Source organism: Paenirhodobacter sp. CAU 1674 (assembly GCF_029222945.1).
In the GTDB taxonomy this organism is placed as follows: Bacteria; Pseudomonadota; Alphaproteobacteria; order Rhodobacterales; family Rhodobacteraceae; genus Rhodobacter.
In genome coordinates this window covers 170,071-187,154 of sequence record NZ_JARHUH010000002.1, presented here as the reverse complement: position 1 = coordinate 187,154, position 17,084 = coordinate 170,071, and the positions used below count along the sequence as shown (strand labels likewise).

Annotated in this window: 16 protein-coding genes; 13 read left to right on the top strand and 3 right to left on the bottom strand. The window is 66.7% G+C overall.

All coding sequences use genetic code 11. The features are described 5' to 3' along the window. Nucleotides 1–93: 93 nt before the first annotated feature. The gene (locus P2G62_RS03040) at nucleotides 94–927 is read left to right on the top strand and encodes a BadF/BadG/BcrA/BcrD ATPase family protein (protein ID WP_275733394.1); all 834 of its coding nucleotides are present in this window, start codon (nucleotides 94–96) and stop codon (nucleotides 925–927) included. Next, a complete protein-coding gene (gene nagA / locus P2G62_RS03035) occupies nucleotides 915–2,048 on the top strand; it encodes an N-acetylglucosamine-6-phosphate deacetylase (RefSeq protein ID WP_275733393.1) in 1,134 nt (377 codons plus the stop codon). The genes P2G62_RS03040 and nagA overlap by 13 nt, the downstream gene beginning before the upstream one ends. Here the strand turns inward: nagA and serB are convergent. Continuing rightward, nucleotides 2,036–2,908: a phosphoserine phosphatase SerB gene (serB, locus tag P2G62_RS03030; RefSeq protein WP_275733392.1), complete on the bottom strand. Its 873-nt coding sequence runs from the start codon at nucleotides 2,906–2,908 to the stop codon at nucleotides 2,036–2,038. The genes nagA and serB overlap by 13 nt on opposite strands. 152 nt (nucleotides 2,909–3,060) lie before the next feature. Between serB and P2G62_RS03025 the strand changes: the two genes are divergently transcribed. The 11 genes from P2G62_RS03025 (at nucleotide 3,061) to P2G62_RS02975 (ending at nucleotide 15,361) form a co-directional block, all read left to right on the top strand. Further along, on the top strand, nucleotides 3,061–4,209 hold the full coding sequence (locus P2G62_RS03025; protein ID WP_275733391.1) for a phosphoserine transaminase: 1,149 nt from the start codon (nucleotides 3,061–3,063) through the stop codon (nucleotides 4,207–4,209). A gap of 72 nt (nucleotides 4,210–4,281) precedes the next feature. Continuing rightward, complete coding sequence (serA, locus tag P2G62_RS03020; RefSeq protein ID WP_275733390.1) at nucleotides 4,282–5,877, top strand: phosphoglycerate dehydrogenase; 1,596 nt, start codon at nucleotides 4,282–4,284, stop codon at nucleotides 5,875–5,877. A gap of 62 nt (nucleotides 5,878–5,939) precedes the next feature. After that, the gene (locus P2G62_RS03015) at nucleotides 5,940–6,671 is read left to right on the top strand and encodes a metallophosphoesterase (protein ID WP_275733389.1); all 732 of its coding nucleotides are present in this window, start codon (nucleotides 5,940–5,942) and stop codon (nucleotides 6,669–6,671) included. Between the two features lie 92 nt (nucleotides 6,672–6,763). Next, a complete protein-coding gene (locus P2G62_RS03010; RefSeq protein ID WP_275733388.1) occupies nucleotides 6,764–7,666 on the top strand; it encodes a lysophospholipid acyltransferase family protein in 903 nt (300 codons plus the stop codon). After that, nucleotides 7,663–8,691, top strand: coding sequence for an N-acetylneuraminate synthase family protein (locus P2G62_RS03005; protein WP_275733387.1), 1,029 nt, complete (start codon nucleotides 7,663–7,665; stop codon nucleotides 8,689–8,691). The genes P2G62_RS03010 and P2G62_RS03005 overlap by 4 nt, the downstream gene beginning before the upstream one ends. Further along, nucleotides 8,688–9,875, top strand: coding sequence for a capsular biosynthesis protein (locus tag P2G62_RS03000; RefSeq protein ID WP_275733386.1), 1,188 nt, complete (start codon nucleotides 8,688–8,690; stop codon nucleotides 9,873–9,875). Before P2G62_RS03005 ends, P2G62_RS03000 begins: the two co-directional genes overlap by 4 nt. Further along, nucleotides 9,869–10,801, top strand: coding sequence for a glycosyltransferase family 92 protein (locus P2G62_RS02995; protein ID WP_275733385.1), 933 nt, complete (start codon nucleotides 9,869–9,871; stop codon nucleotides 10,799–10,801). The genes P2G62_RS03000 and P2G62_RS02995 overlap by 7 nt, the downstream gene beginning before the upstream one ends. Next, nucleotides 10,798–11,598, top strand: coding sequence for a hypothetical protein (locus P2G62_RS02990; protein ID WP_275733384.1), 801 nt, complete (start codon nucleotides 10,798–10,800; stop codon nucleotides 11,596–11,598). Before P2G62_RS02995 ends, P2G62_RS02990 begins: the two co-directional genes overlap by 4 nt. Before the next feature lie 58 nt (nucleotides 11,599–11,656). Then, on the top strand, nucleotides 11,657–12,778 hold the full coding sequence (gene neuC / locus P2G62_RS02985; protein ID WP_275733383.1) for a UDP-N-acetylglucosamine 2-epimerase: 1,122 nt from the start codon (nucleotides 11,657–11,659) through the stop codon (nucleotides 12,776–12,778). Continuing rightward, nucleotides 12,771–14,057, top strand: a complete 1,287-nt coding sequence (locus tag P2G62_RS02980) for a glycosyltransferase N-terminal domain-containing protein (protein ID WP_275733382.1) — start codon at nucleotides 12,771–12,773, stop codon at nucleotides 14,055–14,057. Before neuC ends, P2G62_RS02980 begins: the two co-directional genes overlap by 8 nt. Further along, a complete protein-coding gene (locus tag P2G62_RS02975) occupies nucleotides 14,048–15,361 on the top strand; it encodes a glycosyltransferase N-terminal domain-containing protein (protein ID WP_275733381.1) in 1,314 nt (437 codons plus the stop codon). The genes P2G62_RS02980 and P2G62_RS02975 overlap by 10 nt, the downstream gene beginning before the upstream one ends. Here P2G62_RS02975 and P2G62_RS02970 read toward each other — a convergent pair. Together P2G62_RS02970 and P2G62_RS02965 are read right to left on the bottom strand one after the other, a co-directional pair. After that, nucleotides 15,358–16,299, bottom strand: coding sequence for a hypothetical protein (locus tag P2G62_RS02970; RefSeq protein WP_275733380.1), 942 nt, complete (start codon nucleotides 16,297–16,299; stop codon nucleotides 15,358–15,360). The genes P2G62_RS02975 and P2G62_RS02970 overlap by 4 nt on opposite strands. Then, nucleotides 16,293–17,084 carry an SDR family oxidoreductase gene (locus P2G62_RS02965; RefSeq protein ID WP_275733379.1) on the bottom strand — a complete coding sequence of 264 codons (792 nt, stop codon included), beginning with the start codon at nucleotides 17,082–17,084 and terminating at the stop codon, nucleotides 16,293–16,295. Before P2G62_RS02965 ends, P2G62_RS02970 begins: the two co-directional genes overlap by 7 nt.

Below are 17,084 nucleotides of genomic sequence, written 5' to 3'. Positions count from 1 at the left end.
CGGGGCGGATCGGCGCGCAATGTGCCCGACCTGCCCTTTTTTCTTTTGTTGCCCAGACAGGTTTGGCATGGTGCATCAGCACTTGGGGGTTCGATGTATTTTCTAGGGCTGGACGGCGGCGGCACCGGATGCCGCGCAGCACTCTGCGATGATACGGGACGCAGGCTTGGTGAAGGCCGTGCGGGCCCCGCGAATATCGCAACGGATTACGACATGGCCCGTGCGAATATTCTGGCCGCCTGTTCGCAGGCGATGGCCGGGATTTGCCCACCCTCGGCGGTGCGCGCCGTGCTGGGCGTGGCGGGGGCCAACCTGTCGGGCGCGGGGCAGCAACTGGCCGCCTCGATGCCGTTTGCGCATCTGCGGGTGGTGCAGGACATCGTGATTTCGGTGCGCGGCGCCCTGCATAACGATGACGGGATCGTCGCGGCGCTTGGCACCGGCTCGGTCTTTGCGCGTCAGCTGGACGGCGAAATCCGCTCGGTCGGGGGCTGGGGCCTGCGGCTGGGCGATGAAGGTTCGGGCGCTTGGATCGGCCGCGCCATCCTGATGCGGGCCACCCGGGCGCTGGATGGGCTCGTCGCTGCGACGCCGCTGCTGGCCACCCTGTGTGGCGAAATGGGCGGCGGCCCCGGCATCGTCAGCTTCAGCCTGCACGCGACGCCTGCGGATTATGCGGCCCTGGTGCCGCGGGTTCTGGCCGCGCGCAACGATCCGGCCGCCCATGCCGTGCTGGAGGCTGCGCGCGCCGAAATCCGCGCCCTGATCGCGCATCTGCAGCCCGATGGCGCGTGCCTGCCGGTCTGCTGGCTGGGGGGGCTTGGCCCCACGCTGGCATTGCCCGACTGGCCGGTGCGCACACCGCTGGGCACGGCAGTGGATGGCGCGCTGTGGATGGCGCAGGAGGAGAAAGAGTGGCCGATCTGATCCTGACCGGCGCCGCGATCTTCGACGGGGCCACACGCCGGACCGGGCAGGCGCTGGTGATCGGGAACGGAACGGTGACTGCGATCCTGCCCGAGGACGAAGCCCCCGCAGGCCCGCGCCAGGCGCTGCCCGGCGGCACGCTGGCGCCGGGGCTGATCGACCTGCAGGTGAACGGCGGCGGCGGCGTGATGCTGGACGGCGCCGCCCCCGATCAGATCGCCACGATCTGCGCGGCCCACGCCGCCCTTGGCACCACCGGCCTGTTGCCCACGCTGATTACAGACACCCCTGCCGCGACCGAAGCCGTGATTGCCGCGGGCATCGCCGCCACGGGGCGCGTGCCCGGGTTTCTGGGCCTGCATCTGGAGGGCCCGCATCTGGACCCGGCACGACCCGGCTGCCATCCGCCGGGATTGATTCGTCCGATGAATGACGACGATCTGGCGCGTTACCTGCGGGCCGCCGCCGCCCTGCCCGCGCTGATGATCACGCTGGCCCCCGCTTCTGCCCGCCCCGATCAGATCGCGGCGCTGGCGCAGGCCGGCGTCGTCGTCTGTCTGGGCCATGCCGAGTGCACATATGCCGAGGCCGCGGCAGCGCTGAATGCGGGCGCGCGCGGCGTCACCCATCTGTTCAACGCGATGAGCCAGATCGGCGGGCGCGAACCCGGGCTGGTCGGGGCCGCGCTGACGCTGCCCTTCGCGGCCGGGCTGATCGCCGACGGCATCCATGTGCATCCCGCCAACCTGCGCCTTGCACTGGCGGCCCGGCCCGAGGGGTTGTTTCTGGTCACCGACGCGATGGCGGTGGCGGGCACGGACATGACCGAATTTCCGCTGGCCGGGCGGCGTATCCTGCGCCGCGATGGCGCGCTGCGGTTGGAAAACGGCACGCTCGCCGGGGCCGATCTGAGCCTGCCGCAGGCGATCCGGTTTCTGATTTCCGAACTGGGCCTTGCGCCCGATAGGGCCCTTGCGATGGCCACGTCGCGCCCCGCCGCGCTGATCGGCGCGCCCGCGGGGCGCATAGCTCCCGGCCTGCCCGCCGATCTGGTGCATTTCGATGCCGACTGGCACCTGACCGGCATCTGGCGAAACGGGGTCGCGGTTCAGGCGAACTGATCGACCGCGTAGCCCTGGATATACAGCAGCGCCGTCAGATCGCCGTGATTGATGCGGATGTCGCATTGCGCCGCGACACTGGGTTTGGCGTGCAGCGCAACGCCCGCCCCCGCCAGCCCCAGCATCCCCAGATCGTTGGCGCCATCGCCCACCGCCATCACCTGATCGTGGCCGATCCCCAGACGTGCCGAAATCTCGACCAGCGCCTGCACCTTGGCTTCGCGGCCCAGAATCGGGCGCGCCACGGTGCCGGTCAGGAAGCCGTCCTCGATCAGCAGCGTATTAGCGCGGTTTTCATCAAACCCGAGCGTGCCCGCGACATGGCCGGTGAAGGCGGTGAACCCGCCCGACACCAGCGCCGCATAGGCGCCGTTCGCCTTCATCGTGGCCAGCAAGTCGTGCCCGCCCGGCATGAAGGTGATGCGGGTCTCGATCACCTCGGCGATCACGCTTTCGGGCAGGCCCTTGAGCAGCCCCACACGTTCGGTCAGCGCGCCTTCGAAATCCAGTTCGCCGTTCATCGCGCGCGCGGTGATGTCCTTGACCCGCGCACCCACGCCCGCCACATCGGCCAACTCGTCGATGCATTCCTGCTGGATCATCGTGCTGTCCATATCGGCCAGCAGCATCGCCTTGCGCCGCCCGGCCTGCGGTTGCACCACCAGATCGACGCCCAGCCCCTGCAGACCTTCCCAGACCTCCCACTGATTCGCGGGCACCTCGGGCAGCGCGAATTCCGCGGCCACCCCGGGGTTGAGCCAGCGCGCCTCGCCCCCCGCCCAGGCATCACGCAGGGATTCCACCGTCACCCGGTCAAGGTTGGCGGCTTTCGGGTCGGCAAGCAGGGTCGCAATAAACATGGGAAGTTTCCGATAGTGGAGCGCGGTGTCGCATTTGTGTGCAGATGCGGCGCATTAGCGCAATTTTCCCGCTTGTGCCAGAGCGGACCTGCCCGTATGTCCGGCGACGGGACACCCCTCCCCAACGAGGGGCGTTTATCTGAGAGGATACCATGACGAATACGACTGCACCGGCCACGCGGCCGGCTAATCCGCGCTTCTCCTCGGGCCCCTGCTCGAAGATCCCCGGTTTCACCCTCGATATGCTCGCCGACGCGCCCTTGGGCCGTTCGCACCGTGCCGCCGTCGGCAAGGCCAAGCTGAAAGAGGCGATCGAGACCACCCGTGACATTCTCGGCGTGCCGGCGGATTACCGCATCGGCATCGTGCCCGGCTCGGACACCGGCGCCGTGGAAATGGCGATGTGGTCGCTCTTGGGCGCGCGCCCGGTCGAGATGCTGGCCTGGGAAAGCTTTGGCGAAGGCTGGGTCACCGATGTCGTGAAACAGCTGAAGCTTGACGCCACCGTCAAGAAGGCCGGCTACGGCGAGATCGTCGATTTCGCGACCGTCGATTTCGACAAGGATGTCGTGTTCACCTGGAACGGCACCACCTCGGGCGTGCGTGTGCCCAATGGCGATGCGATCCCGGCGGACCGCGCGGGCCTGACCATCTGCGACGCGACCTCGGCCGCCTTCGCGATGGATCTGCCCTGGGACAAGCTCGACGTCGTGACTTTCAGCTGGCAGAAGGTGCTGGGTGGTGAAGGCGCGCATGGCGTGCTGATCCTGTCGCCCCGCGCCGTCGAACGGCTGGAAAGCTACACCCCGGCCTGGCCGCTGCCGAAAATCTTCCGCATGACCAAGGGCGGCAAGCTGATCGAAGGCATCTTCGTCGGTGAAACCATCAACACGCCCTCGATGATGGCGGTCGAAGATTACCTGGTCGCGCTGAAATGGGCGCAGACCGTGGGCGGCCTGAAGGGCCTGGTGGCGCGTGCCGCCGCCAACGCCCAGACCGTGTGGGATTTCTGCGCGGCGCGTCCGTGGATCGCCAATCTGGCGGTGGACCCGGCGACGGCCTCGACCACCAGCGTTTGCCTGAAATTCACCGATGACCGCATCAAGGACGCGGCCGCCTTCGCGAAAGCCGTTGCCAAACGGCTGGAAAAAGAAGGTGTTGCGCTGGACATCGGCGCCTATCGCGATGCGCCCGCCGGTCTGCGGATCTGGTGCGGATCGACCATCGAGAAGGCCGATATCGAGGCGATGCTGCCCTGGCTCGAATACGCCTTCGAAGCCGAGATCGCGGCGCAAGCCTGATCCCAAGTGAAAGCGCGGCGGGCAGCCCTGCCCGCCCTTTCCCCCAAGTCCAAAATTTCAGGAGCCCAGATCATGGCCCCCAAAGTCCTCATCTCCGACGAACTCTCCGACGCCGCCGTCCAGATCTTCAAGGATCGTGGCATCGAGGTCGATTTCCAGCCGAAACTCGGCAAGGACAAAGAGAAACTGGCCGAGATCATCGGCAACTATGACGGCCTGGCGATCCGCTCGGCCACCAAGGCCACCGCGGCGCTGCTGGAAAAGGCCACCAACCTCAAGGTGATCGGCCGCGCCGGTATCGGTGTCGATAACGTCGACAAGGAAGCCGCGTCGAAGAAGGGCATCATCGTGATGAACACGCCCTTCGGCAACATGATCACCACCGCCGAACACGCGATTGCGATGATGTTCGCCGTGGCGCGCCAGATCCCCGAGGCCTCGGCCTCGACCCATGCGGGCAAATGGGAAAAGTCGAAATTCATGGGCGTCGAGCTGACCGCGAAGACGCTGGGCGTGATCGGCGCGGGCAACATCGGCGGCATCGTCTGCGACCGCGCCAAGGGCCTGAAGATGAAGGTCATCGCCTACGATCCCTTCCTCTCGGAAGAGAAGGCCGAGAAGATGGGCGTCGAGAAGGTGGAACTGGACGAGCTGCTGAAACGCGCGGATTTCATCACCCTGCACGTTCCGCTGACCGACAGCACCCGCAACATCCTGTCGCGCGAAAACCTGGAAAAAACCAAGAAAGGCGTGCGCATCATCAACTGCGCCCGTGGCGGTCTGGTTGACGAGGAAGCGCTGGCCGATCTGCTGAAATCGGGCCATGTCGCGGGCGCGGCCTTCGACGTGTTCTCGGTGGAACCGGCGACCGAAAACCCGCTGTTCGGCCTGCCGAACGTCGTTTGCACCCCGCACCTGGGCGCGGCGACCACCGAAGCGCAGGAAAACGTGGCGCTGCAAGTGGCCGAGCAGATGTCGAACTACCTGCTGGATGGCGCGGTCGAGAACGCGCTGAACATGCCGTCGATGACCGCCGAAGAAGCCAAGGTCATGGGGCCGTGGGTCGCGCTGGCCGAACATCTGGGCGCGTTCATCGGCCAGATGACCGACGAGCCGATCAAGGCGATCAACGTCACCTATGACGGCATCGTTTCGGAAATGAACCTCAAGGCGCTGGATTGCGCGGTCGTCGCCGGCATCATGAAGAAGTCGAACCCCGACGTGAACATGGTTTCGGCCCCGGTGATCGCGAAGGAACGCGGCATCCAGATCTCGACCACCACGCAGGACAAGTCGGGCGTGTTCGACGGCTACATCAAGGTGACCGTCGTCACCGAGGTGCGTGAACGTTCGATCGCGGGCACCGTGTTCTCGGATGGCAAACCGCGCTTCATCCAGATCAAGGGCATCAACGTCGACGCCGAAGTCGGTCGCCACATGCTTTACACCACCAACAAGGACGTGCCCGGCATCATCGGCACGCTGGGCGGCCTGCTCGGCTCGCATGGTGTGAACATCGCCAACTTCACGCTCGGCCGCTCGGCCGCCGGTGGCGAAGCGATCGCGATCGCCTATATCGACGAGGCGCTCGATCCCGCGGTTGTGAAAGAACTGGAAGCGACCGGCCTGTTCCAGCAGGTCAAGCCTCTGGAATTCAACGTCGCCTGACCTAAATATCAAAGACTACCGACCCCTCGCTTCGGCGGGGGGTTTTGCTTTTGAGGAAGACGATGCGCGCTTATGCAATCGGCGACATCCACGGCCAGTTCGATCTGTTGCGAACGGCACAGGATCTGGTCGCCGCCGACCGTGCCCGCGAGGGCGATTTTTCCGCACCCCTGATCCATGTCGGCGATCTGGTCGATCGCGGCCTGAAATCGGCACAGGTGATCGAGCACCTGATGCAGGGCCAGGCCCGGGGCGAACCCTGGCATGTTCTCAAGGGCAATCACGACCGGCTGTTTTCACTGTTTCTGCACGACCCTTGGGCACGCGACCCGAACCTGCGGGCCGAACGGCCGTGGTTGCACCCGCGTGTGGGTGGGGGGCCAACGCTGTTGTCCTACGGCGTGCGCGCGCCCGAGGAACGCCCGCTGGCCGATGTGCATGCCGATGCGCTGCAGGCGATCCCGCAGGCCCATGCCGACTGGATCGCCGCCCTGCCCACGCATCTGCTGTTCGGTCAGGCGCTGTTCGTGCATGCGGGCATCCGGCCGGGCGTTGCGCTGCGCGATCAGACCGAAGACGACCTGCTGTGGATTCGGGCCGAGTTTCACGACGACCCGCGCGATCATGGCGCGCTGGTGGTGCATGGCCATACCGCCATCGACAGCGTGACCCATTATGGCAACCGGCTGAACATGGACAGTTCGGCAGGCTATGGCGGGCCGGTCTCGGCCGCGGTGATCGAGGGACGCGATGCCTGGCTGCTGACGCCCCAAGGCCGTGTGCCGCTGCGCTAGGCGGCACCTCGTGTCACCCCCCTTGCCTTGACGGCCCCGGGCAAGACAATTAGCGGGTAAGAGGGGGCGAGAATTTCGGGCTGAATACCGTCATGCGTTTGAACACCGACAAAGCAACCGACGCCCTGATCCGGGGCCTGATCGCCATGGCTGGCCTGTTGCCCTATCGGATGCGGGTGCGGGTATTCGGGGCGATCACCGGCTATCTGGTGGCCCCGCTGGGCGGATACATCCGCAGGGCCGTGACCAACCTGCACTGGGTGTTCCCCGACATGCCCCGGGCCGAAACCCGCCGGATCGCCCGCGCGGTGGCGGTGAACTTCGGCAAGAACATCATCGAAAACTATTCCAAGGATGACATGGCCAAGGCCCTGAAAACCGCCAAGATCGGCGGCGAGGGGATGGCCGCGCTGCAACAGGCACTGGCCGAGAAGCGGCCTGTGTTGCTGATGTCGGGCCACATCGGCAATTACGAAGCCTTCCGCATCGCCATGTTCAACATGGGCCATCCGGTCGCGGGGCTGTATCGGCCCGCAAGCAACCCCTATTTCAACAGCCATTATGTCGAGACACTGGAACAACTGTCCGGCCCGGCCTTCGCGCAGAACCGCGCCGGTGTTCTGGGCTTTACCCGGCACCTGCATGACGGCGGCGTGGCGGCGATGCTGTTTGACGTGCGCGCCACCAGATATGGCGATATCGACTTTCTTGGCAAACCCGCCCCGACCTCGACCTTCCCGGCGGAAATCGCCCTGAAGACCGGCGCGCTGTTTTTGCCGGTCTTTGCCCATCGCGGCCCCGACGGGATTTCGCACGAGGTCGAGTTCGAGGCGCCGATCCCGCCCTCAACCTCGCATGAGATGACTGTCGAATTGACGCGCAGGCTTGAAGCGCAGGTGTTACGCTATCCCGAACAATGGCTCTGGATCCACGATCGCTGGGGTTCGGAGTATCTGCGCAAGAAACGCGCGGCAAAAAGGAGTTCGCAGCAATGAAAATCGGTTCCCGCGAAATCGGCCACGCCCAGCCGCCGCTGGTGATCGCCGAAATCGGCATCAATCACGGCGGCTCGCTGGCCGTCGCCAAGGACATGGTGCGGCTTGCGGCTGCCTCGGGCTGCGAATGCGTCAAGCATCAGACGCATATCCTTGAAGACGAGATGACCGACGAGGCCAAGCAGATCTTTCCGCCCAATGCCGATGTCTCGATCTGGGAGGTGATGGCCCGCTGCGCGCTGTCGAAAGAGGACGAGATCGAACTGAAGGCCTATACCGAAAGCCTGGGGATGATCTATCTGTCCACCCCGTTTTCGCGCGCGGCGGCGGATTTCCTGCAAGAAATCGGCGTGCAGGCCTTCAAGATCGGTTCGGGCGAGGCCGACAACCTGCCGCTGATCCGCCACATCGCGCGGATGGGCAAGCCGGTGATCCTGTCGACCGGGATGCAGACCATCGAGACGATCCGCGCCAGCGTGGAAATTCTGGCCACCTCCGGCGTCGACTACGCGCTGCTGGAATGCACCAACCTTTACCCCAGCCCGCCCGAGATCGTCTCGCTCAAGGGGGTGACCGAATTGCAGCGCGCCTTCCCGGGCGTGCCGGTGGGGTTTTCGGATCACTCGATCGGGCCGGAAATGGCGCTGGCCTCGGTCGCGCTTGGCGCCTGCATCCTGGAACGGCATTACACCGACACGCGCTATCGCGTCGGCCCCGACATCATCAACTCGATGGACCCGGCCGAGCTGCGCCTGCTGATCGACCGCTCGCGCGAGATCTGGATCGCGGCGAACAACCCCAAACAGCGCACCGAGGCCGAGGAACCCGTCTATCGTTTCGCCCGCGCCTCTGTCGTGGCCGACCGGGATCTGCCGGCGGGGCACCGGATCACCGAAGCCGACATCTGGGCACGTCGCCCCGGCTCGGGCGAGATTGCGGGCTATGACTTCGACAAGGTAGTGGGCAAGCGCACCACCCGCGCCCTGCCCCGCAACACCCAGCTGAAATGGAGCGACCTGGCGTGACGGCCGGGCGCTTCAGCTTCGTCTGTCTGGAAGAACGTCGGTCGCAGCGGGCGCGGCTGGACAAGATACTGTCGCCGCTGGGCGATCTGCGCTGGCGCAGCTTTCCGCCGCTGTCGCTGCGCGATTTTCCCGAAACCCCTGCCCGCGCGCTGGAGGCCTATAACCGCGGGACCGAGCCACCGCAGCGGGGCCTGCTGCGGGCGCTGAAACTGCGGCTGCTAGGGTGGCAATACAACGGCGCGCGTCGGTATTTCGCCAAAAATCCGGGCCTGACCGCCGTCGCCTGGAACGCACAGGCCGGGCATCGGCGCGTGTTCATGCAGGCCGCGCGCGATGCCGGGGCACGACGGCTGTTTTTCGAACTCGGGCCCTTTGCGGGCACGATCACGGCTGACCCCTGCGGGGTGAATTTTGTCAACGCGCTGCCGCGCGAGATTGCGCCCTATCTGGCCTGGGCCGCCGCGCGGCAGGGGGCCACGGGTGACTGGCGCGCGCTTGGGGCCGCGATCCGCCAGCGCGCGCCTTCGGGGGCCGCCAAGCACAGCCCGGCAGGCGCGCCGCCGCTGGACGAACCCTTCCTGTTTGCGCCGCTGCAATATCCCGGCGACAGCCAGCTGCGGATCTTCGGCGGCGCCTACCCCTCGGTCGAGGTCTTTGTCGACGCGCTGGCCGAAGCCAGCGACGCCCTGCCCGAAGGCTGGCATCTGCGGCTGAAGGAACACCCGACTGCGCCGGTCTCGCTGGCCGCACGGATCGCGGAACTCGGGGCGGGCAAGCGGATCTATCTGGACAACACGACCGAAACCTTCAGGCAGGTCCGCGCCTCGCGCGGCGTGGTCACGGTGAATTCCTCAGTCGGGCTGGAGGCGATGTTCTTCGACAAGCCGGTGATCGCGGGCGGGCAGTGTTTCTGGGCCATCGACGGCATCGCCGATCACGCCCCCGACCGCGCGGCGCTGGCCGCGCTGTTCACGCGGGCCGAGGCCCTGGGGTTTGACCCGGCGGCACGCGATGCGTTCCTTGGCTTTCTGACGCAGGAATATTACCCGCATCTGCGCCAGGACGACTTGCCCCCCGAGGCCCGCGCCGCCGAACTCGCCAAGATCACCCGGCGTCTGGCCCCGCCGCCCGGCGATCCGGTCTGGACCGGACAGTGCCCCGTACAGGAGGGCAAGCCATGCTGAAATTCCTGCGTCGCAAGGTGACTCGCGCGGGCCGCATCGACATCACCCCGCCCGCCCCCGCCCCCGGTCGCGCCGGGCTTGCGCTGGTGGTGATCGCGAAGAACGAGGCCGCGCATCTGCACGACTGGCTTTGCTTTCACGCGCTGGCCGGGGTGCGCGAGGTCATCGTGTATGACAATGCCTCGACCGATGCCACGGCGGCCATCGCGCGCGCCTTCACCGGATGCCCGGTCACGGTGATCCCTTGGCAGATCGAGGCGCAGACCGAATCCCCGCCGATGGTCCTGCCGCGTCAGGTGCTGGCCTATGTCCATGCGATCTGCACCTTCGGCGAGCGCTTCGCGCGAATGGCGTTCATCGACGTGGATGAATTTCTGGTCCCGCAAGAGGCGGATACCATCGAAGGCGCCATCGCCCATCTGGGGGACGCGCCGAACATCTCGTTGCCCTGGGCGATGTTCGGCCACGGCGGGCACGACGCGCGCCCCGATGCCGCGATGCCCTTTGCCTATACCGCGCGGGCGCCGCGTTCCGCCGGGCCGCTGTTGCGGTGGAAATGCATCGTGGACCCCTGCGATGTCACGCAGGTCTCGACGCACAAGTTCCACACTGCCTCGCGCGGGGCACGCACCGTCAACACCGAGGGGCGCGAGACGACCAACAAGGGGCGCAACGAAGCCTTCGCCAGCTTTGCCCATCTGACGCTGAACCATTACTACCTGCGTTCGCGCGCCGAGATGGAGGCCAAGATCCGCGGCGGTGCCGTTTCCGGCGTGGCCGAGGATCAGCGCCGCGCGGCCATCGAGCGCAAGGCCCGCATCATCGAGGCCGACACGATCCGCGACGATGGCGCGATCCGGTTTCTGGCGCGCCACGGCATTGCCGACACCGCCGCCCTGCGCGCGGCCTTCGGGGGGACGCCATGATCCGGCTCAGTTTTCAGCACCTGCGCGACACGCGCAATATCGGCGACCGCTGGTGTTCGCCCTTCGACTATTTCGACTGGGCGGCCGATTCCCGGATCGTTGCGCAGGCGGGCGATCTGCACGCCCCCGGCGACGACTATGACATCGGCATTTTCGGCGGCGGCAAGATCATGCGCGATCTGGCGCGCAGCCCGGCGCTGCGGCTGGGGGACGGGCGGGTGAATATCGGCTGGGGCCTGTCCACGGTGCAGCGCAACCCGCTGTCGCTGGCCTATTGGCGCGCGCGGCGGCGGCTCGATCTGATCGGTTCGCGCGATTGGGACGGAACGGGCGGCGCGGGCGGCTGTGACTGGACGCCCTGCGCCAGTTCCGAGCATCGGCTGTTCGACGCCCCCCCGCCCCCGCAGCACGCGGTGGTGGTCTACACCCACAAGTCGAAAAGCGCGAAGATGGGTCTGCAGGTTCCCGATGGCATCCCGCAGCGCAACAACCACGGCGCCACGCTGGACGAGGCACTGGCCTTCATTGCCTCGGGGGAAACGGTCGTGTCGAATTCCTATCACGGCGTGTTCTGGGCGCTGCTCATGGGGCGGCGGGTGCTGTGCCTGCCGTTTTCCAACAAGTTCTCGCATTACCGGCTGCGGCCCGGCTATGGCACGGCGGCGGGGTGGACCGAGCAACTGGCGCAAGCGCAGGCGCAACCCGATCTGCTGGGCCTGTGCCGCGCGGCCACGCGCCGCTTCAAGGCCAAGGTCGATGCGCAGATCGAGCAAGCCGTGCAACGGCGTGGCGGCTGAACCGCCCCTGCCATGAGTCCCGCTTGCGGAAACGCCGCCAGTCACGATATGGAAACCCATGACCCGTAAAATCCTGTTCGTTACCGGAACCCGCGCCGATTTCGGCAAGCTCGAACCCCTCGCCATTGCCGCGCGCGATGATGGCTTCGAGGTTGGCTTCCTTGTCACCGGGATGCATATGCTGGCGCGCTACGGGCTCACCAAGCTTGAAGTGCATCGGGTGGCGGGGGCCACGGTGCATGAATTCCTCAACCAGCGTGAAGGCGATCCGCAGGATCTGATCCTGGCCAAGACCATTGTCGGCCTGTCCGATCTGATGGTCGAAACGCAGCCCGATCTGGTGGTGTTTCACGGCGACCGGGTCGAGGCCCTAGGCTGCGCGCTGGTCTGTGCCACGAATTACATCCGCTCGGCCCATGTCGAGGGGGGCGAGGTGTCCGGCACGATCGACGAGGTGTTCCGGCACTGCAACACCAAGCTGGCCGCGCATCATTTCGTGTCGTCCGAGGACGCCAAGCGCCGGGTGATGGTGCTGGGCGAACCTGCCGAACGGGTGCATGTGATCGGCTCGCCCGAGCTGGATTTCCACGCAGCCTGCTCTGGCGTCACGCTGGAACAGGTGCTGACGCATTACGAAATTCCCTTTGCCGATTATGGCATTGCGGTGTTTCACCCGGTCACCTCGGAAGCCGACAGCATGGGCCAGCAGGCGCGCGACCTGTTCGGCGCGCTACAGGAAAGCGGGCGCAATTTCGTGGTGATCGCGCCCAATAACGACCCGGGCTCTGCCGATATCTTCAAGGTGCTGAACGCCCTGCCGAAAGATCGCTTCCGGCTGATCCCCTCGATGCGGTTCGCGCATTTTTCCGAACTGATGAAGAACGCGGCCTGCATGGTGGGCAATTCGTCCGCCGGCGTGCGCGAGGCGCCGTTTCTGGGCACGCCCTCGCTCGACATCGGCACCCGGCAGACCAATCGCGCGCAGGCGCCCTCGCTGTTTACCGCCGATGCGGGCGAGCGTGCGGCGATCCTCGATTTTCTGATCCGCGAATGGGGGCACCGCTACCCGCCGCATACCGCCTTTGGCGAAGGTCGCGCGGCCGCGCGTTTCGTCGAGGTGCTGAAAACCCCCGGCTTCTGGGACAAGGGCCTGCAGAAGACCTTTCAGGATCATGCCTGAGTCCCGCCCCCCGCTGTCCGAGCGGCTGGCCCGCGCGGGCTATGGCGTGGCAGGCAGCGTGATTGCATGGCTTGCCCCCGCCCTGCTGCGCCGCCGTCTGGCGCGCGGCAAGGAACTTCCCGACCGCTGGCGCGAAAAACTGGGACAGGCCACGCGGCCCCGTCCCGCAGGGCGGCTGGTCTGGCTGCATGCGGTGGGTCTGGGCGAGGCGCTGGCCCTGCGCGGGCTGATTCTTGCGCTGTCCGAACGCAGACCCGACCTGCGGTTTCTGGTAACGTCGAGCACCCGGACCTCGGCGCAGGTGCTGGCGCAGAACCTGCCGCCGCAGACCATCCACCAGTTTCTGCCGCTGGATGCGCCGCGCTTTCTGCGCCGCTTTCTGGACCATTGGCGCCCGGATCTGGTGATCTGGTCCGAACAGGACATCTGGCCCGGCGCGATCTTTGCCGCGGCCGCGCGCGGCGTGCCGCAAGCGCTGGTGAATGCGCGGATCACCGAGGCGAGTTTCACCCGCCGCCGCCGTCTTGCGCCGCTGTATCGCGCGGCGTTGCGCCCGCTGGCCCTGGTCGATGCGCAAGAGGACGGATCAGCCGCGCGGCTGGCGGCATTGGGCGCGCAGCATGTGGCCGCCTCGGGGTCGCTGAAACCGGCGGGGCCTGCGTTAAACGTTGACGCGGACGAACTGGCGCGGCTGCGCCATGCGCTGCAGGGGCGGCGGATCTGGGTTGCCGGATCGACCCACCCGGGCGACGAGGCGGCCGCGCTCGCTGCGATGCAGGCGCTGAACGACCCGGCATGGCTGCTGATCTTGGCCCCGCGCGACATTGCCCGCGCCGAACAGATCGCGCAGACCTTCACCGCGGCGGGGATGGCGGCCGCGCGCCGGTCGCTGGGGCAGATCCCGGGGCCGGACTGCCGCGTCTGGCTGGCCGACAGCTATGGCGAAATGGGGCTGTGGTATCGCTTGGCCGGGGTGGCGCTGGTGGGTGGCGGTTTCGATGCGATCGGCGGCCACAACCCGTGGGAGCCCGCCCGTCTGGGCGCCGCGATCCTGCATGGCCCCGACACCGCGAATTTCAGCGCCGATTACGCGCAGCTTGCTGCGGCAGGGGCGGCACGGATGGTCCGCGCCGGGGATCTGGCCGGGGCCGTGGCGGATGACGCTGCGAACGCCGCCATGGCCGCACGCGCCGAAGCACTGGTCGCGCAGGCCGCCTCTCATGTATCGCAACTGGCAGACCGTCTTGGCGATCTGATCGAGAGGCCGCCATGCGCCTGAGACTGCGCCTTTTCCTTGCCCTCTGGTCGGCGCTCTGGACGCTGGGATTGCCGCTGATCCTGGCCTATCTGGCACGGCGCGGGCGCAAGGACCCGCTTTACACCGCACATCTGGCCGAACGGTTCGGACGCTACCCCACTGCTGCACCGGGCAGCGTGTGGATTCACGCGGTATCGCTGGGCGAGTTCCGCTCGGCCGTGCCGCTGGCACGCGCCTTTCTGGACCGGGGCGAACGGCTGGTCATCACCTGTTTCACCCCGGCGGGCCGACGCGAAGCCGAGCGTGTCTTTGCCCCCGAACGCGCGGCAGGTCAGGTGCAGGTGGTCTGGGTGCCGTTCGAAGCGGCCTGGGCATTTCGCGGTTTCTTCCGCGCCTTCGCCCCGAAATTCGGGCTGGTGATGGAGATCGAGATCTGGCCGCGCATGGTCTTTGCCGCCCGCGCCGCGGGGGTGCCGCTGTTCATGTGCAATGCGCAATACCCGACGAAATCCATCGCGCGCGACAGTCGCGGGCTGCGGCTGCGGCAAGAGGTGATGCGTGGGTTTGCGGGCGCCTTCGTGAAATCCGATCTGCAGGCCAGCCGCTTTGCCGCCATAGGTGTGCAGAATATCGCGGTGACGGGCGAGCTGCGGTTTGAACAGCCGATCCCGCCTGCGCTGCTGGCCGCGGGCGGGCGCGCGCGCGGGCAACTGGGGCTGAACGGGCGCCGGGTGATCGCCTTCGTCAGCACCGTCGAGGGCGAGGATGCCACCTATATCGCCGCGATGCGCGCAGCGCAGGCCAGTGGCACCGACCCGTTCTTCGTCTATGTCCCGCGCAGGCCCGAACGGTTCGACACCGTGGCCGGGCTGCTGACGCAGGCCGGGTTTTCACTGCTGCGGCGATCCGCCGATCTGCCGCCGGTGCTGGACGCGCAGGCCGATTTCACCGCCCCCGCGCCCCTGCCAGAGGTTCTGCTGGGAGACAGTCTGGGCGAGATGTATTTCTATCTGGCGCTGGCCGATGTGGTCGTGGTCGGCGGCGGCTTCACCCCCAAGGGCGCCCACAACATCATCGAGCCGCTGGCGCTGAAAAAGCAGGTCATCACCGGCCCGGAAATCTGGACCATCGAATACCCGTTCACCGAGGCCGAAGCCGCCGGCGTCGCCCGCCGGGTGGCCGATGCCGCCGAACTGGGCGCGGCACTCAGCAGCCCGACCGAAGGCGACGCCGCGCGGATCGAGGCGTTTTTCACCGCCCATTCCGGCGGGGTCGCGCGGTTCTTCGCGGCCCTGCCCGACAGCCTTGCACAGGCGCGCCGTTAACCCATATCCACCGCGACCGTGCCGGTGAACTGCCGCCCCGCCCAAGCCTCGGCCACCAGCGCATTGGTGCCGCGCATCAGATCGAAGCGCGGGGCCAGCGGGTTTTCGGCCACGCCCCCCGACGCCAGCGCCAGAAAATCGGCCATTGCGGCCAGGAACATGTCGTTGCGCTCGAACACATAGGGCGTGACCAGCCGCGCCTCGGGGGTGATCTGCACCAGCTCGGGTTTCAGGAAATCAATCTCCCACAGCCGGTTCAGCCCGCGCAACCGTGCGCTGCGGATGAACACCGGCGACAGGTAATCCATGCTCACGCAGCCCACCGGCCCGCCGGGCGCCGCCAGATGCAGCGAGGTGGCGAAATCGACGCCGGGATAATCGGCATGCCCCAGACTTTGCGCCGAGCGCAGCGCCAGCTGCGGGAACAACGCGCGCGCCATGTCGACCTCGTGCGACAGGTCCAGCAACACGCCGCCGCCTTCGGGCCGCGCGGCATAGCTGTCGCCAAACTGCCAGTTCGCGCGCCATTGCCGCACGTCATGGCCGATTTCCATCGAGAAACTGTAGATGTCGCTCAGGTCTTCGGCGGCCAGCGCCCGCAGCGCCGGGTGATAGCGCATCATGAAACCGATCATTGAGCGCGCAGCCACGGGGGCCGCCGCGGCATAGATCGCCTCGACCTGTTCCACACTCCAGGCCAGCGGCTTTTCGACGTAGAACGGCAGATCCATCTGCGCGCAGATCTCGATCAGCTCCAGCCGGATCTGGGTGGCGGTGGCGATCACCACCGCGCTCAGATCCCGGCGCTGCGCGAAGGTTTGTGCCGAAAATTCCCGCCACGGGATATGGTCGACCTCGACCCCCAGCACGCGCAGGTTATCCGCATGGCGCCGCCCGATGGAGCCCGCTCCGATGACCGCAACGCGCCCGCTTACCACGCCGCGAACCCGCCATCGACGTTGAGCAATTGCCCGGTGATATACCCCGCCTGCGCACTGCACAGAAACAGCATCGCATCGGCGATCTCGTCAGGCTGGGCCATCCGACCCGCCATGATCAGCTCGCCCACGCGGCGCTGGAATTCCTCGGAATGATTGTTGAACACGGCCCCCGGCGCGATCGTGTTGACGGTGGCCTTGCGCGGCGCCCAATAGCCCGCCAGCCACACGGTCAGCCCGTGAATCCCCGCTTTCGACACGCCATAGGCCGAGAAATTCTTGAACGGCATGCCGTCATAGATCGGGTGATGCGCGCCGTTCAGCGCATACATCGAGGCCACGTTGATCAGCGTCGCGGGATAGTTGCCGACGATATCGCGGTCCATCTGCCGCGCGACCATGAAAGCCCCGGTCAGGTTGGTACGCAGCGTGCGTTCGAAATCGGCCACCGTGGTGTCGGCGAAATCGGGGAAGGATTTGCCCGCGCCCATCAGCATCTCGCCGGTGATCGCGGCATTGTTCAACACCACATTGGGCTGCCAGCCGTCGGCCAGAACGCGCTTGAAGATTTCGGTCACCTGATCTTCGTCGCCCACATCCAGTTCGTAGAAACGGAAGTTCGCGTTGCCCTCATGCGCGGCCTGCAGCGCCTCGGCGCGGTGGCCCGGCAGATCGGTGGCCACGACCCGCGCGCCCTGCGCGAGCATGCGCCGCACATAGGTCGACCCGAGCACCCCGCCCGAGCCGGTGATGAAGATCGTGCGATCGGAAAGTTGCTGGTTCAT

Excerpts from the sequence above, each read along its gene's own strand:
- P2G62_RS03040 (WP_275733394.1), top strand. The coding sequence starts at position 94 with ATGTATTTTCTAGGGCTGGACGGCGGCGGCACCGGATGCCGCGCAGCA.
- serB (WP_275733392.1), bottom strand. The coding sequence starts at position 2,908 with ATGTTTATTGCGACCCTGCTTGCCGACCCGAAAGCCGCCAACCTTGAC.
- P2G62_RS03025 (WP_275733391.1), top strand. The coding sequence starts at position 3,061 with ATGACGAATACGACTGCACCGGCCACGCGGCCGGCTAATCCGCGCTTC.
- serA (WP_275733390.1), top strand. The coding sequence starts at position 4,282 with ATGGCCCCCAAAGTCCTCATCTCCGACGAACTCTCCGACGCCGCCGTC.
- P2G62_RS03015 (WP_275733389.1), top strand. The coding sequence starts at position 5,940 with ATGCGCGCTTATGCAATCGGCGACATCCACGGCCAGTTCGATCTGTTG.
- P2G62_RS03010 (WP_275733388.1), top strand. The coding sequence starts at position 6,764 with ATGCGTTTGAACACCGACAAAGCAACCGACGCCCTGATCCGGGGCCTG.
- P2G62_RS03005 (WP_275733387.1), top strand. The coding sequence starts at position 7,663 with ATGAAAATCGGTTCCCGCGAAATCGGCCACGCCCAGCCGCCGCTGGTG.
- P2G62_RS02995 (WP_275733385.1), top strand. The coding sequence starts at position 9,869 with ATGCTGAAATTCCTGCGTCGCAAGGTGACTCGCGCGGGCCGCATCGAC.
- P2G62_RS02990 (WP_275733384.1), top strand. The coding sequence starts at position 10,798 with ATGATCCGGCTCAGTTTTCAGCACCTGCGCGACACGCGCAATATCGGC.
- neuC (WP_275733383.1), top strand. The coding sequence starts at position 11,657 with ATGACCCGTAAAATCCTGTTCGTTACCGGAACCCGCGCCGATTTCGGC.
- P2G62_RS02980 (WP_275733382.1), top strand. The coding sequence starts at position 12,771 with ATGCCTGAGTCCCGCCCCCCGCTGTCCGAGCGGCTGGCCCGCGCGGGC.
- P2G62_RS02975 (WP_275733381.1), top strand. The coding sequence starts at position 14,048 with ATGCGCCTGAGACTGCGCCTTTTCCTTGCCCTCTGGTCGGCGCTCTGG.
- P2G62_RS02965 (WP_275733379.1), bottom strand. The coding sequence starts at position 17,084 with ATGAACCAGCAACTTTCCGATCGCACGATCTTCATCACCGGCTCGGGC.